Origin of the sequence: Agrobacterium tumefaciens, from assembly GCA_025560025.1 — a bacterium.
Taxonomy (GTDB): domain Bacteria; phylum Pseudomonadota; class Alphaproteobacteria; order Rhizobiales; family Rhizobiaceae; genus Agrobacterium.
In genome coordinates this window covers 798,914-812,926 of the sequence record CP048486.1, presented here as the reverse complement: position 1 = coordinate 812,926, position 14,013 = coordinate 798,914, and the positions used below count along the sequence as shown (strand labels likewise).

The 14,013-nt window shown below is 57.1% G+C and carries 18 protein-coding genes; 16 read left to right on the top strand and 2 right to left on the bottom strand.

From position 1 onward, the window contains the following. Window positions 1–6 precede the first annotated feature (6 nt). Genes FY152_17650 through FY152_17610 form a run of 9 tightly spaced genes read left to right on the top strand, consistent with a single transcriptional unit; the run spans window position 7 to window position 6,371 of the window. On the top strand, window positions 7–465 hold the full coding sequence (locus FY152_17650; protein UXS33988.1) for a hypothetical protein: 459 nt from the start codon (window positions 7–9) through the stop codon (window positions 463–465). After that, entirely contained in the window at window positions 465–1,088 is a 624-nt protein-coding gene (locus FY152_17645; protein ID UXS33987.1) for a hypothetical protein, read from the top strand. Before FY152_17650 ends, FY152_17645 begins: the two co-directional genes overlap by 1 nt. Window positions 1,089–1,147: 59 nt before the next feature. Further along, window positions 1,148–2,152 carry a hypothetical protein gene (locus tag FY152_17640; GenBank protein UXS33986.1) on the top strand — a complete coding sequence of 335 codons (1,005 nt, stop codon included), beginning with the start codon at window positions 1,148–1,150 and terminating at the stop codon, window positions 2,150–2,152. After that, window positions 2,149–2,637 (top strand): hypothetical protein, encoded by a 489-nt coding sequence (locus tag FY152_17635; protein UXS33985.1) that lies wholly within the window; start codon window positions 2,149–2,151, stop codon window positions 2,635–2,637. Before FY152_17640 ends, FY152_17635 begins: the two co-directional genes overlap by 4 nt. Window positions 2,638–2,647: 10 nt before the next feature. Continuing rightward, window positions 2,648–3,184 (top strand): hypothetical protein, encoded by a 537-nt coding sequence (locus tag FY152_17630; protein ID UXS33984.1) that lies wholly within the window; start codon window positions 2,648–2,650, stop codon window positions 3,182–3,184. Then, window positions 3,156–4,241, top strand: a complete 1,086-nt coding sequence (locus tag FY152_17625; protein UXS33983.1) for a hypothetical protein — start codon at window positions 3,156–3,158, stop codon at window positions 4,239–4,241. Before FY152_17630 ends, FY152_17625 begins: the two co-directional genes overlap by 29 nt. Beyond that, window positions 4,231–4,935, top strand: coding sequence for a DUF2313 domain-containing protein (locus FY152_17620; protein ID UXS33982.1), 705 nt, complete (start codon window positions 4,231–4,233; stop codon window positions 4,933–4,935). The genes FY152_17625 and FY152_17620 overlap by 11 nt, the downstream gene beginning before the upstream one ends. A 12-nt stretch (window positions 4,936–4,947) precedes the next feature. Further along, complete coding sequence (locus FY152_17615; GenBank protein UXS33981.1) at window positions 4,948–5,802, top strand: hypothetical protein; 855 nt, start codon at window positions 4,948–4,950, stop codon at window positions 5,800–5,802. A gap of 29 nt (window positions 5,803–5,831) precedes the next feature. Continuing rightward, window positions 5,832–6,371, top strand: coding sequence for a DUF4376 domain-containing protein (locus tag FY152_17610; GenBank protein ID UXS33980.1), 540 nt, complete (start codon window positions 5,832–5,834; stop codon window positions 6,369–6,371). Between the two features lie 6 nt (window positions 6,372–6,377). On the opposite strand, the gene FY152_17605 is transcribed toward FY152_17610, so the two are convergent. Continuing rightward, window positions 6,378–8,252, bottom strand: coding sequence for an acyltransferase (locus FY152_17605; protein UXS33979.1), 1,875 nt, complete (start codon window positions 8,250–8,252; stop codon window positions 6,378–6,380). Between the two features lie 174 nt (window positions 8,253–8,426). Here FY152_17605 and FY152_17600 point away from each other — a divergent pair, with 174 nt between their 5' ends. The 7 genes from FY152_17600 (at window position 8,427) to FY152_17570 (ending at window position 13,381) form a co-directional block, all read left to right on the top strand. After that, window positions 8,427–9,428, top strand: coding sequence for a glycoside hydrolase family 19 protein (locus FY152_17600; protein ID UXS33978.1), 1,002 nt, complete (start codon window positions 8,427–8,429; stop codon window positions 9,426–9,428). Then, a complete protein-coding gene (locus FY152_17595; protein UXS33977.1) occupies window positions 9,428–9,682 on the top strand; it encodes a hypothetical protein in 255 nt (84 codons plus the stop codon). The genes FY152_17600 and FY152_17595 overlap by 1 nt, the downstream gene beginning before the upstream one ends. Window positions 9,683–9,820: 138 nt before the next feature. Then, on the top strand, window positions 9,821–10,291 hold the full coding sequence (locus tag FY152_17590; protein ID UXS33976.1) for a hypothetical protein: 471 nt from the start codon (window positions 9,821–9,823) through the stop codon (window positions 10,289–10,291). Further along, window positions 10,266–10,601 carry a hypothetical protein gene (locus FY152_17585; GenBank protein ID UXS33975.1) on the top strand — a complete coding sequence of 112 codons (336 nt, stop codon included), beginning with the start codon at window positions 10,266–10,268 and terminating at the stop codon, window positions 10,599–10,601. The genes FY152_17590 and FY152_17585 overlap by 26 nt, the downstream gene beginning before the upstream one ends. 100 nt (window positions 10,602–10,701) lie before the next feature. Next, complete coding sequence (locus FY152_17580; protein ID UXS33974.1) at window positions 10,702–10,980, top strand: hypothetical protein; 279 nt, start codon at window positions 10,702–10,704, stop codon at window positions 10,978–10,980. A gap of 83 nt (window positions 10,981–11,063) precedes the next feature. Further along, complete coding sequence (locus FY152_17575) at window positions 11,064–11,735, top strand: hypothetical protein (protein ID UXS33973.1); 672 nt, start codon at window positions 11,064–11,066, stop codon at window positions 11,733–11,735. After that, complete coding sequence (locus FY152_17570) at window positions 11,732–13,381, top strand: hypothetical protein (GenBank protein ID UXS33972.1); 1,650 nt, start codon at window positions 11,732–11,734, stop codon at window positions 13,379–13,381. The genes FY152_17575 and FY152_17570 overlap by 4 nt, the downstream gene beginning before the upstream one ends. 111 nt (window positions 13,382–13,492) lie before the next feature. Here the strand turns inward: FY152_17570 and FY152_17565 are convergent, their stop codons facing one another. Next, the gene (locus FY152_17565; GenBank protein UXS35095.1) at window positions 13,493–14,002 is read right to left on the bottom strand and encodes a phosphoribosyltransferase; all 510 of its coding nucleotides are present in this window, start codon (window positions 14,000–14,002) and stop codon (window positions 13,493–13,495) included. Window positions 14,003–14,013 lie beyond the last annotated feature (11 nt).

Genomic DNA, 14,013 nt, shown 5'->3' with positions numbered 1-14,013 from the left:
CGAAACATGAGAGACTGGGCATCAACGCTCCGGCCCGCCAGTTTTCGCGGTATCCGCTTCTGGGTGGATTTCGAGGATTTGTCCGGCGGAAAACGTCTGGCGCGGCACGAATATGCTGGCGGCAGGCGTACACGCATGGAGGAGATGGGTCTCAAGACGCCCTCGTTCAGCGTCACGGCTTATCTCCTCGGCGATGCCAGTGATATTTCCGCTTCGCTCTTAACATCTGCTTGTCTCGCCGCAGGTCCCGGAAGGCTGGTTCTTCCAATGGATGCTGGTCAGCTTGCCTATGTCGAGGATTTTCACCGGTCCCGGGAGCGGGATCGCCGTGGGTATGTCGCGTTCGAATTCACCGCGGCACCTGCTATCGGAGAGGTTCTGTCTTCTCTCAGCCTCGCCGACGTCGATACCACCTTTATCGGCGCCTTGTCGGTGGCCGCGTCTGCATTCGGAAGGTTGTTCTGATGGCTGCTGACAAACAGGCAATATGTGGTTGGCTTGGCAGTCTCGCTACTACCATTGTCGTGGATGCGCTCGATGCGGAAAATATCGCGGCGCGCCTTGATGCTGCCCCCATGCTTTCCGCTGATGATTTCGCGATGGAAAGCCTGTCGATTATGCGGGTCGTTGCCGAGAGTGTTACGTCGGCACCCGGCTTCGATACCCTCCGATCCGGGCAATTCGAGGATGCAGACACCACAAACGCAGCCTCTGTTTTGCTTGCCGCCGGACTTGCTGTCGCAGGTGGGCGCGCGGAATGGATTTCCCGGCCGCAGGCGCGGGCGGGCCGTGACCGGATTGCCTCCGCTGGCGATGCTGCCCTGAGTGTGGTTTCGGCCATGGGTGCAGACGGTGTCGATCTTTATATGTGGCTCTCTGCCCTGACGAATGTGGCGGTCCGCCTGGTGTCGGATCAGGCAGCAGACGCGGTTCCGGTGGTTCGGGTCGAAACAGGCATATCGCTGCCTTCTACATTTCTCGCTTACCAGCTTTACGGCGATGCTAACAGGGCTGAAAGCCTTGTCGAAATCGCCGGCGTTTCCACGCCGCTGCTCATGCCATCGGCTTTCAATGCTCTGGAAAAATAATGCAGGAAATTTCGACAGGACCATTCGAGACGGTCGTCTGCGACGGCCTGCCGCCGATCATGCGCATCAATATCAGGGTGTCGGCAGAAGAGGCTGCGCGCAGCGCGAATGCCGATTTTGTCATCACGGGATCCGGCCTGCCCGTCATGCCGGGCAAGCCGACGAAGATCACGGCGAGCGGCGATTTGTTGCTTACCGGCTATGTGCGCGACGTCGATACCGGTTACGATGAAGAAAGCCGGTCGCTCTCCTGCGGCATCGTCTCTCGGACCGTGGATTTTGTCGAATGCTCGGCAGAACATGCGAGCGGCGAAATTCTCGACAAGAGCCTCGACGATATTGCCAGGGATCTGGATAGCCACGGAATCGGCATTGAGACGGATGGCAGCGAATTGCCGAAAGAAGCGCGCCACAAACTCATGGTCGGGGAGAGCGCGTTTTCCAGTATTGAGCGTCGTTCGCGGGGCAGGGCTCTTCTGATCCATGACACGCCGGAAGGTCGCGTCAAATTGGCGACGAAGCCTGCCGGAAAGCATGCCGGCAAGCTGAAACGGGGCGTCAACATCCTGCCTGGCTCCAGCGCCAGCTTTACGGAAAAAGGCCGGTACAGTGACATCAAGGTTCGCGGGCAGGCCACGGAAGGCAGCGATAAGCAGCAGTTTCGTGGCCAGTCGTCGGCGAAGGACAACGGCATCAGCCGCAAGCGGACGCTGATCTTGCGGCACGAAGGTGAAGCATCCACCGGCCGCATGAAAAAACGTGCCGCATGGCACGCGCGGCGGGCGGCAGGCAACGGTACTACCGCGACGATTGTTGTCAGCGGCTGGCGCGATGAGGCAGGCAAGCTCTGGCAGCCAAACTACCTTGTCTGCGTTGACGATGACTGGCTTGGCCTCGACGGCTGGATGATCATCAAGGATATTGATTTCGAGCAGGCGGAGATGACGAGGGCGACACTTTCGCTCGCGGATCCTCGCGCACTGGGCGGCGAGAACCCGCGCGGCAAGACGACGTCCGGCTATTCTGCTGCGGCGATCGATGAAGGGGACTTCGAGGACGAATGAGCGGCTTCATACGTTTCGACTTTGATGGCCGCCTTGAAGAGAAGGCTGGCCAACAATTTGTTTCCGGGCGGGGAATGTTCAATGACGGATACACTCGTATCCATCGCCCGGAGCCACACGGCTTTGCCTCTTCACCACCTGCGGGATCGAAAGGGCTTCTGTTGCCGTCTCCGGGCAATCCGGATTTCGCGGTTGTTCTCGGTTTGGAGCATCCAGGCCATCGGCCGGCTGATATACCTGGCGGCGGCTCGGCGCTTTACGATGCTGCCGGCAACATTATCAAGGTGGTCATGGGCGATGGTATCGTCGTGGATGTTGCGGGCAACGCTTACCAGATCCGCAAGGGCGGTGTGACGTTCACTGTCTCCGCCGATGGTGTTGATATTCAGGGCGGGTCGGTCCGCCATAACGGCAAGGATATCGGCGACACCCACTGCCACACCGGTGTTGTTCCGGGAACCGGTCAAACGGGTGCACCCGTATAGGAAAAGCCACATGCTTCGCATCATACCTCTAGACGAGGCGGACGAAATCTATCGTTCGCCCGATCTCGGCTGGGATGGCCTCGTTGGCGATCTTTTGCTGAACGATCTCGATCATGCGTTTGCGCCGGGTGATTTTCGCGCAGAGCAGGGACTGGCAACGCAGGTGCTGATCCTTCTGATGACGGATCGTCGGGTCGAGGACAGCGAGTTGCGGGACGATGAGCAGAATCGCGGATGGCTCGGCGACAGCTTCGATCGTCTCGACGGCGAAGATGTTCTCGGTTCTCGCCTTTGGCTGTTGAGGCGGCAGTCGATCTACGACGGCATCGAGGTGGATGCGCAGGACTATGCTCGCGAAGCCTTGCAGCCTCTCGTGACGCAGGGCGCAGTTGCACGCATCGATGTGACCTCCGTCGCCAGCCGGGCGAAAAACCGCCTCGACCTCGATATCGCGCTCTACGGCCGGGACGGCGAGACCGTGTTCAACCAGAAATTCGGACTGTTATGGAGACAGATAGATGGCGTGGAATATCCGCTCGCTGAATGATGCCTCGGCTGCGGTGCGTGGCGCCTTCAGGCGATATATGCCCGGCACGGATACCGCGCTGAAGAACAATTTCGTGACGATCGTTGGCAAGGTTCTTGCAGTGATCTCCTACGAATTCGAACTGCGCATGGGCTGGCTCTCGAAACAGATCCTTCTATCGACCTCGACAAGCCTTGCTTGGATCAAGCTCCATGCCGCCGAGGTGGGCATCTACCAGCGATCCGCAACAACTGCGCGCGGAGAGATTACCGGCGCGGGTGCAGCTTCGACGACTTATCCGTCCGGTATTCGCTTCGTCTCCGGCAATGTGACCTATGTCTCCACATTGCCCGTCACCTCGGGCGCAGATGGTGCACTGGCGGTCCCTATCGTTGCCGAGGTGAAAGGGGCGACCGGTAACCGTGCGAGCGCTGGCCTTTTATCTCTTGCTGACCCTGGTCTTTATCCCACACTCGGCACCAGTTGGCTGGTCGACGATGACGGGCTTGGTGGCGGAGCAGATGCAGAAGATGCTGACAGCCTCAAGGAGCGCGGACTGCAGCGTAAGCGCAACCCGCCTGGCGGCGGAACCCTGACGGATTACGAGCGGATCGCGATGGGCGTGTCCGGCGTGCTGAAAGCGTGGGCTTTTCGTGTTCCCGCTTCACCCGGTGGCATTGTCGTGCACTTTCTGTTCAACGGGCGGGAAGACAACATTCCCCTTGCCTCCGATGTCGAGGCGGTGCAGGCCGTCATTGATGAGCAGAGGCTGATCCGTGTTGATGACAGTGTCGCCACGGCCCCGGTTCCTCGCCCTGTGGACGTCACTATAACGGGTCTTTCCGGTGATACCGCTGAAATTCGGGCGGCCATCAAGAGCGGCATCACTGCAATGTATCTTGCCAGATGCCGCCCCGGACTTACCGGAGACAGCTTCACTGTCTCCCGTAGCTGGTATTCGGAAATCATATCTGGAGTGACTGGAGAAGATCGGCACACCCTCGTCGAGCCGGCCGCCGATATCGTGCTGATAGGTGGGCAGTTTCCAGTAAATGGGGAGTTTGATTTTGGCTCGTGATCCGGGATTGAACACCAGAACCACAGTGGCCAGCGCCGGTGCACCTGCCGGCGGTGTTCCGTCTGCATGGGACAGTCTGGCCTCGCCATCTAACGATGACCTTATCGGCGGCGCCGTTTCGCTCTGGCCGCCTGGTGCTGCCTTTGGCACGCCAGATGGGCAGGCAATATCTCTTTCGAGCCGGCTCGCCGATTTCACGCGAGTGCTAATTTCGCCTTGGGAATGGTTGTACGCGCGCGCGTTCAAGCTCGTTAATGAAAGCACAGTATTCGGTGTCGATGAGATGCTACCCGACTGGGAGGTCGAATACGGCCTTCCGGATGCCTGTGCCGCCGATGAGGAGAGCGTGGCGGCAAGACTGCGGGCGCTCGAAGCGAAATTGATGGCGGTCGCCATCGTCACTCCTCCGGACTTCATAAGGCTCGCAGCTTCTTATGGTTTTACGATCACAATCGAGGAGCCGGCAATCTTCGAATGCGGCTTTTCGGAATGCGGTGGCGAGCACACAGTCGGGCATGTCAGGCAAGAAGTTTACTGGCTCGTGACGGTAACCGATTTGGCAGTCGACTATTTCCGGGCCGGTGAAAGCGAGTGCGGGTACGACCCGCTCTTCTCCTACGGTGAAGCGGAACGGTTGCTTTGCCTTTTGCGACAACATTCGCCGGCATGGGCGATCCCTGTCTTATCCAGTTGAACGGATCCTTCAATGAAATATCATCCTCCCTACGGATCGACCGATCCGAATGCATCGTATGTCGACAAGGATGTGCCTGGCGCTGTCCGTGGATCACCTGTCCCTGCGGCTGCGATCGAAACCCCTCAACGCGAAATCGTCGATTTTATTTTAAAGTCCGGTATGGAACCGGCGAACGAACTGCAGCTTGCTCATGCTGTTCAATCCGGAAAGGTGAATTATGCTGTCGCTGGAGGGACGGCCACAGCGTTCACTGCGGCTCTTTCTCCCGCCCCGGAATCATATGCGGATATTGTCGGCGCTCCAATCCGTATCAATGTCGCCGTGGTTTCGGGAGTTGCGCCGACACTTAACCTGAACGGACTGGGTAATCGGCCCGTCATTTCGCAAGATGGTTACCCCCTGATCGGTGGGGAGATGCAGGGCATTACAGAGCTCATCTATGATGGTGCCGCCTTTCGTGTAATGGGGTTGCGTCGAAGCCGATCGTTCATCATGTCCGGCATCACTCAATCTGTCGCGGCTGGCGTCATCGTTCTCACCAACTATTCTTCAAAGTCATTAGTGCTTCCCGCGTCTACGGAGGCGTCCGGATCAGTCACGATTGGAGCCGCTGATGCGGGCATTTATGTATTGAATACGTTCTTGGTATGCTCGCCATCTGTGAATAATCTTTCCTCCCAAATCCAGGTTAATGGTGTTCGTGTCGGTGTGAATTCGGTGGAAGAGACCGGTAATTCCGAGGGCACGTCGACAACTGCCGTATTACGCCTCAATACGGGTGATGTGGTTCGTCACTGCGCCTACACTCCATCGGGCGCGTCGATCGTGAACGGGCGTATGTCCGGGAACCGCCTGAGCATTTGATCATCCTTCAAGAAAGAAAGCAGGCAAGAATGTTTTCCATTGATCCAAACGATCTGCCCGCGTACCTCCATTCGCTCACTGTTTCTGAGCGTCGCTTATGTTCTTGGCACCCCGTCGAAAACTGTTTCGATGGGGACGAGGAGGTCATGGGAAAGTTAAGAGGCGTGTCACGCGACGAAATCGTCTTTTCCTATAGTAAGGCACTCAAACTCTCATCAGTAGAAGATCAAATTGCAGCACGGCTCGCTGACGGGTTTGAGACAGAAGGTGGCCTTCATGTCGCCCTAGACGATGCCAGCAGGGTTGACATGGGAGCTATGGCGACAACCGCCATGGCTGCATCGACTGGCGCTATCGCATGGCCGGAGAGTTATAGTCAGGGATGGATTACGGTCGAGAATGTCCGTATCCCCATGCCAGACCCAGGGGCCGGTCTCGCAATCGCAGCTCTGGTAGGAGATTACTACGCCGGGATCAGGCAGCGCGGCCGCACATTAAAAGATGCCGTGTCGGAAGCGGAGACGCAATCAGTTCTGAATGCCATTGACATTGAAAGTGGATGGCCGTGAAACTGGTTAACGGATGAGCCGCTCGATGAATTTGCCAACGAACATGGATGCGCCGTCGCGCGTCAGGTGGCTGTAGTCGAACTGAACCGGACCTTTGTCGGTCAGCAACGGGCACGACAGGTCGGCGTCGCAAACGGATCTCAGCACCGAAATGTATCGGCCAGATGGCTGGAAGTGGGCGGCGAGCTTATCATCAAGGGGGATGAGTTTTTCATTAAGGTCGGATCGTTGACCTCGTTCTGCCATTCCACTTTGAGTGCGTACGGCTACCAAGTCTGGAACGGTCACTCGATACGACGGTACCTGACCAAGGACCTTGACCTCTATTCCTGCGTTAGAGAGCGTCGCGACCGTTTCATCAAGCCTGGCAGAAATCTCAGGCAAGATATTTTCGGGCAATAGTGTCCATGCCGCTGCTAAAATAACAGTTTTCGGTGGGTGAGATACCAATCTCTCAATCACTGTGGCGTTGAAATTTCCGCAATGCGGGCGATCGGGTATCGTTAATCCAACCATTGGAGGGCATGCACTTGCTGTCGCTTGGCCTACGCCGCCCGGAATCTTTTCGTTTAGAGATTGGTAAAAGTGGGCGGCGTGGCTGTCTCCCCACAGAACAACGTCGTGCTCGCCGATGCAGTCGTCCGTGCGAAATTCTGTGGCGGGCTGCTTTGGGTCGAGAAAGCAAGACCCTTCTCGAAACATTGGGGCATAATCATAGGTCTTCATTGCGATAGCCGCATTCACGGACGCCGGAAAGCGCTGGGGAAAGCCCGCGTTGAAGATCACAATGGCAGCGATGAGTGAAATTCCGAAGCTGCCGGCGGCACCATAACCAATCCCGGTTTTAGGATTAGGTTTCCAACGGCGTAGAGGGGATTCCACGAGCCACCACGTGGCCGCGGCCAGGAGGACGCTAGCTATGACGAGCAACAACCTGACCCAGTAAGGTATGTTCCACTCATACCTGATGCCAGCGAAAACCAGAACCGGCCAATGCCAAAGATAGAGGGAGTACGATATTTTCCCGAGAAATACAGAACACCTTGCTGTTAGCACCTTTGGGCCCGAAAACTCCGGTCGCCGCGGCCATATGACCAAGGCAGCCCCCAAGCAAGGTATAAGTGCGATAGTGCCGGGGAAGGGCATGCTTGAATTGAAGACGGTTACCGATGCTGCTACCAACGCCAGCCCGAGTAGTGGAGCAATGAGTGCGCGCGCCCCTCTTAGGGCCGGGGCAAATACCAAAAGGGCGCCCAAGGCCAACTCCCATGCGCGGGTCGGCATCAGATAGAACGCCAGCGATTGGTCCACCTTCGTGAAGTAGATTGAAGCCGTCAGGCTGGCTCCGAAAATGACCACGAAAGCCGCCGCCGTCACTGCTCTCGTGCTTCGGCCTGAGAATTTCCAGCACATCGCGATGATGGCCGGCCAGAAAAGGTAAAATTGTTCCTCAACCGAGAGTGACCACATATGCAGCATCGGCTGAGTTTCTGAGCTTGGATCGAAGTACCCGCTGTGCATCAGATAGTAGATATTGGCAGCACCAAATACCGATGCGGCAACCTGCTCCGCCAGTCGGAGAAAGGTTTCCGGCAGTAGCGTGAAGTAGCCGTAGGCCAGACTTGCGGTCAGGACTACCCACAACGCTGGGGCAATACGGCGAAATCGACGGTCGTAGAACCGCAAGAATGAGAAGCCGCTGCCTTGCGCTTCATTTACGATAATCAAGGTGATCAAAAAACCGGAGATGACGAAGAATACATCAACCCCGACGAACCCGCCGGGAAGCGTCTCTGGAAAGGCGTGGTAAATCACGACGGCTAGCACCGCAACGGCGCGAAGGCCGTCTATGTCGGGACGGTACGCTACATTCAAGGTCATATTCACAAGCCGCCATCAGGGTCGCCAGACGTTTCGGTAAACAAGACAGTGTCCAAATGCAACCCTGAGATAATTGCTGCATCCGAATGTTGAATTCTAAAGCGCTGAAATATCTTTAATCGCTGGGCCGGTAGCGCATCCCGGCAACCATAACCCGCAATCAGGAGAAGCCTCATGACGGCTGTAACCGCCGCGCAAGTGCGCGCGGCCGCGAAAACGCGCGTGAATGAAAGTAATCTCAATTCGGTGATGATGGCGCTGGGTAAATACGGGGCAGAATTTGGCCTCGATCTGCCTCACCGTGTCGTCGCCTTCCTCCCGCAGTTGATGCATGAAAGTGGTTCATTCCAGTACGATCGCGAGATCTGGGGTCCGACCCCGGCGCAGGAGCGGTATGACACCCGCACAGATCTTGGCAACACGCCCGCCAAAGACGGTGACGGCTACAAAAACCGTGGGCGCGGCCCCATCCAGGTGACAGGCGGATATAACATCCGCACCTTTTATGAGTGGTGCCGGCGCAAAGGCCTCAACCCGCCTGACTTCGTGTCCAATCCCGATCTGATCAATACGGATCCTTGGGAGGGGCTTTCCGCAATCTGGTACTGGGACGAAGGCAATCCTGATCGCAAAAGCCTCAACCGCTACGCTGATCGAAACGACGCTGAGATGATCACGCGGCGCATCAATGGCGGCCTGAACGGATACGCCGACCGGCTCGACTATTATACTCGCCTCGGTCTCGTGGTGCTGGGTTTCGACGTCAAAGATCTTCGCGGCTTTCAGGGCGCCGCGAAGAAGGCAGGCTACTACAAGGGCAATCTGGATGGACTGGATGGTCAGCAGACGCGCGCCGCCATCCACCTGATGCTTGTCGACCTTGCGCCTAAAGCGCAGGTCGCGCAGGTCCAAATAAAGGCTGCGCCAGTGACGGAAGAGAAGCCGGTTGCTGTCACGCCACCCAGCCTCAACGCTCCCTGGTGGAAATCGAAGGAAGTTATTGTGCCTGTCGTAACGGGCGGTGGGCTTTCTTCTGGTCTGGCTGCCGTCGGTTCGATGCCCTGGCAAAACCTCGCTCTTGTTCTTCTCGCCTTCGGCATCGCCGGCGGTTTCCTTCTTTGGCGTAAGAAGACCGACGCGAAGGCTGTGTCCGACCAGGTCAGGGAGATGGCCTGATGTGGAAGCTCATTCCCGGCTGGATAAAACTGATCGCGGCGGTAATTGTCGGCGCCGCACTTCTATCTTTTGCCTCTTTTCAGATTGGCAAACGCGAGGGGAAATCTGATGCAGAGATCGCTGCAGCGAAAGAAGCGGTCAACCGCATCAACACTCTGGAGAAAAACAATGCCTCTTTCCGCAATATGTCGGATCGCCATCGTTGCCTTGTTTTCATGCGCGATAGCGGCCTGCCGGACAGCGCCTGCGACTGACGGAGCAGGATACCAGTTTATCCAGTTCGCAGACCCGCAGGCCGCGCGCCTCGCTTCGCAGGATGAAAGGGCCGGGCCGGCAATTAACTCTAATAACAGGCAGTGCAGCCAAGATGCTGCCTGCCGGAAATGACGGCGGTGACATCAATGGAAAGCGGGTATTGCGGCACGGGGATGTGGGTCCGAATTCGCCATCGTTTTGGCCCTAGAATGATGGAGTGGTTTCTAGCAGGGCATATGATCCTGTTCGGATATGTCCTGCTTCTCCCCTCACAGACCTTTAATCAACCTGCCTTTTCGGCATTCGTCGCCTTGGTTCCGTCCGAAACCTTCCTTGGCTGGTTGATGTCGCTCATCGGATGCCTGCGCATCATTGGCCTTGTGATCAATGGCGCACGTAAGAATGTAACACCGCAGATCCGGCAGTTTTCTGCGACAGTTGGCTGCTTGTTGTGGACTGGCATCTCATACGGTTTCGCGTCCTCGGGTGTCATCAGCACCTGGCTCGCTATCTATCCGCTTTTTGCGGTCAGCGAGCTAGTCAATATCAATCGCGCTGCTCATGACCAGGGAGAGGCAAGGCATGGAACAAGTAGAACTTCTAAGTAAACTTCCGTTCCCTGCCGTCCTGATGTTTGGGGCCACTCTTGCTGTTATTTTTTATGTCCGGCATTTCGGACTGAAGGCCGGAGAGAATGCAGCGCGGCCGCAGAAGCAATCATCCGCCGAAGTCGCTGCGGTCATTGTCGATCCGACGGCTCTTAACAATGCCACGGAGGCTGTGAGGGCGCATACAGCCGAAGCCGTCAACATGAGGAAGTCCTTTGAGCGCGGTACCGAAAAGATTTGCGACGCCGTCGACCGGCTGAGCGATCAGATTGACGATCTTCAAAAAGAGATGATCCGCCGAAAGGCCTGATGCGATCTCACACCCTTCGGATCAAAATTATGGCGCGAGCATCATGTTGGCTCTTGAGCCATGAACTATCTCTATTCACCGATGTTCTAACGAGGTCGAAATGACAAGCACGTTTTGTGTGGCCGGGTCCACGAATTATCAAATGATCGCAGACGGTTCGCTTTATGGCCGTGTCGGTCTGCAGGTGGTCACGGTTTATCCGGTTTCCATTTTTATCGGGACGGCAGCACCTTCCGTCGACACTGAAGACTTTGTGTCGATGTCTCCTGATGGAACCCGTGAGATCGTCGTCAACCTGGTGTCCGCCGACAAGGTTTACATGCGAACCGGGAAAACCACCGATGTCGCGATCCGCGGCTTTCGCGAGAGCAGGACATGAGTAGCTTCTCTCTTGGGTTCGGTATGCAATTTAGCCTCCTTCATGGAGATGCGGAAACGGAAAGCCTTGCTAAGGCCTCTTTCATGGGTGCACAAGTGCTCGCGATCGGCCCTATCTCTGTCCGCTCAATCCGGCGTGTTTCAGGATCGCCTGAGACCATCCAACTCTACGACAACGCTTTCGGCCCGAACGGCAAGGCTTATTTCTCGCAAGTCATGAGTGCAGGCGATATGGTCCGGCTTCCTTCTCCGCTGGAATGCGTCAACGGCGTCTATGTTGAAGCCCTGATACCTCAGTCTGGCGCTCCGGAGCTGGTTCAAAACGGTAACTTCGATACTGACGTTTCCGGATGGGCGGCCCAGCTTGCCGGGGCCGTGGTGGACTGGATCGCCCCCGGCCGCCTTCGCCTGACGGCGACCGGCTCCGGACGTGCGACCCAGACGATCAACGGTCTGATCGTGGGCCAATCGTACATCTTCGCAGTCACCATCGCATCTGTCGCAGGCACCGCAGGAAACACCGCAGCTTTCCGCATCACCACGGCCACCGATGGAGGCGCGACCGGCCAGATTTATCAGTCCTCACCTGTCAGCATCGGCGGTTCGGCAACGTTCATGACGAGCTTTGTTGCCACCGCCACCAGTGTGACCCTTGCCGTGCTGGCCGGTGCAAACCTCGTGGTACAGGCGGACAGCATTTCCCTCAAAGCCGCCGCCGCCGCGGATGGCTCCATCGAACTGGAACTTGCGGCATGAGCATCAAGACAGGAACCTACATCGGCAACGATGACCATCAGGCGATTGAAGTCGGTTTCCGTCCCGAAGTCGTTATCGCCTGCGCTGTCACGCTGGAGCAGTGCGGAATCAAGATCGAGGATTTCTGGTGTGGGCGTTCGAACGTCCTTTCGGCAAGCGACAGCTATATCAGCGGGGCCAAGTTCACAGACAAGGGTTTCACCGTTGGGCCGGCCGCGACGTGGAACAAGCTCGGCACCACCTATCATTACCTTGCTCTTTCCCGTTCAGCGGCCCTCAAGATCGGCTTTGCCGGCTTGCAGGGAAACGGCCAGAACAACCGCGTCGTGAAGCTGGACGACGCGACACTGACGCCGGCGGCGGTGATTGCAAAGCGCGACAGTCCGCGTGACGCCATCTTGCAGGTCGGGGCCTTAACATCCGCCCGTCTCGGTGGTGTCGCTCTCACGGAAGCAGGCGCGATTACCGGGCTTGCGCAGGGGCAGTTCACGGTTTCCAGTTCAGTGTTCGTCAACGAATACAATCCTGCCGCTGAACTCGGCGAAGGGATCGATTTCATCGCCTTCGAAGCCGGCAGCAACTTTGCCGTAGCAAACTACACCGGGACCGGCGCTGCGCAGACCGTCGCGCTGCCGTTTCGTCCGAAAGCTCTGCTGCATGCGAAACTGACGGGTTCTGTTGTTACCACCGGTCGCATCAAAACCGACACCATGGGTTCCGACGAAGCCAAGGTGGTCAGCAACGGAGCCGCGCTGCAATCCGCTGGCATGACCTTTGTGGCGGGCGGTCTTCAGCTAACGGCGGCAAGTCCTGCCAACACGTCTGGCGACACCTTCGTCGTCATCGCTTTCCGCGATCATACCGAAGATGCAATCGGCGCCCCTGCCGTAAAAAAGGCGGCGTCCCGATCCATTCTTCTGCCGGGACGCACGGCAGGATCGCACATCGATTGCGGCACTGACGACAGCCTTGTCATCGACGGCGCAATCACACTGGAGTGGATGGGCAGTATCGAGCCTGTCGGCCGTGCAACGCCGGTGCCTTTCCTCTGGAGAGGCAGCGCAACGACCAATACGGCCGGCACCTGCTCACTCGCGCTTTATGCCAACGGTTTCGTCGGGTCTCCGGGGAACTGGTCTGGTCCGTCGCTTTGCATTGGTTGTGGCGACAGGCTTGACCTATCCACGGCATCTATCGGCATCCGGTCGAGTTGGCGCACGGGTCTGTTGCTGGAGTTTGGCAAGCTCGCCCATCTCATGGCAACGCACGATGGTGCCGGTGGCTGGAACTTCTACAAGAACGGCCGGTTGATCCGTCAGCGGGCGCTCAATCTCATTGGCGACGGTAACATGCCAAACATCGACGGCGTCTCCGGACATCGAATGATGATCGGCGGCATGATGAACGGTGGCGTTGCGGTCAACAACATGCAGAGGCAGCGTTTTGCTCTCGGCAGGCTCTACAGTCGCGCCCTAACGCCGGAAGAGGTTGCAAGCCGATTTGCCCGGGCAGGCCTTGGCTCGACAGAAGCGGACATCACTGCCGGGCTGGTGGAGGAATGGGACGCTCGAAACGCTATAGGGTCCGTACTTGCCGCAACCGTCCGCCCAACCAACAACGGCACGATTGCCAATGCTGTTCTATAGGTAACAAAACCCCGCCAAGGGTACGGGGGCAGAAAGAGATGATCAGAAAAAGGATATAGACGGAAATAGAATTCCTTGCCGAAGGTGCAAATCCGTAGACGAAGCCGCGACCTAAATTTCAGCGGGCTGATACTCGTGCATCTCTTTGTCGAACTCGAAGTGCTGCATCCCAAACGGCTTAAAGTGAAAATCATATACGGTTTTTCCGCACGCAATTCCGCCCAGTACTGTAGCTCCTGCGTCTTCCAATACGTCCTTGACAGCGAGCATTGAGCTCCCTGTAGAAATAAGGTCATCAACAAGAATGACTGTCTTGGCCTTTATATTCGTATGCGGCTTCAATCTCTGCCTCATGAACTGGCGGCCTCGGTCTCCTCCTTCGTGAGCTTTGGTCAATTGCTCAGTCCATCGTATCGCGTCTAGCACCTCATGCGGCTGGGTTTGCTTCGCCATGGCGTCTCTGACCATATCCAGGCTCCGGTAACTCATAGCTACCGGCAATGCGTCTTTCGATGGGATTGGCACCAATGATACGGTTGCTTGGTCGTCCTGTTGCTTTAGGCGGTAAGCGATGAAGTCGCCGAACCACTTGCGAGCTAAGCTGATATTGGCAGCAGTCATGCGGACTTTGC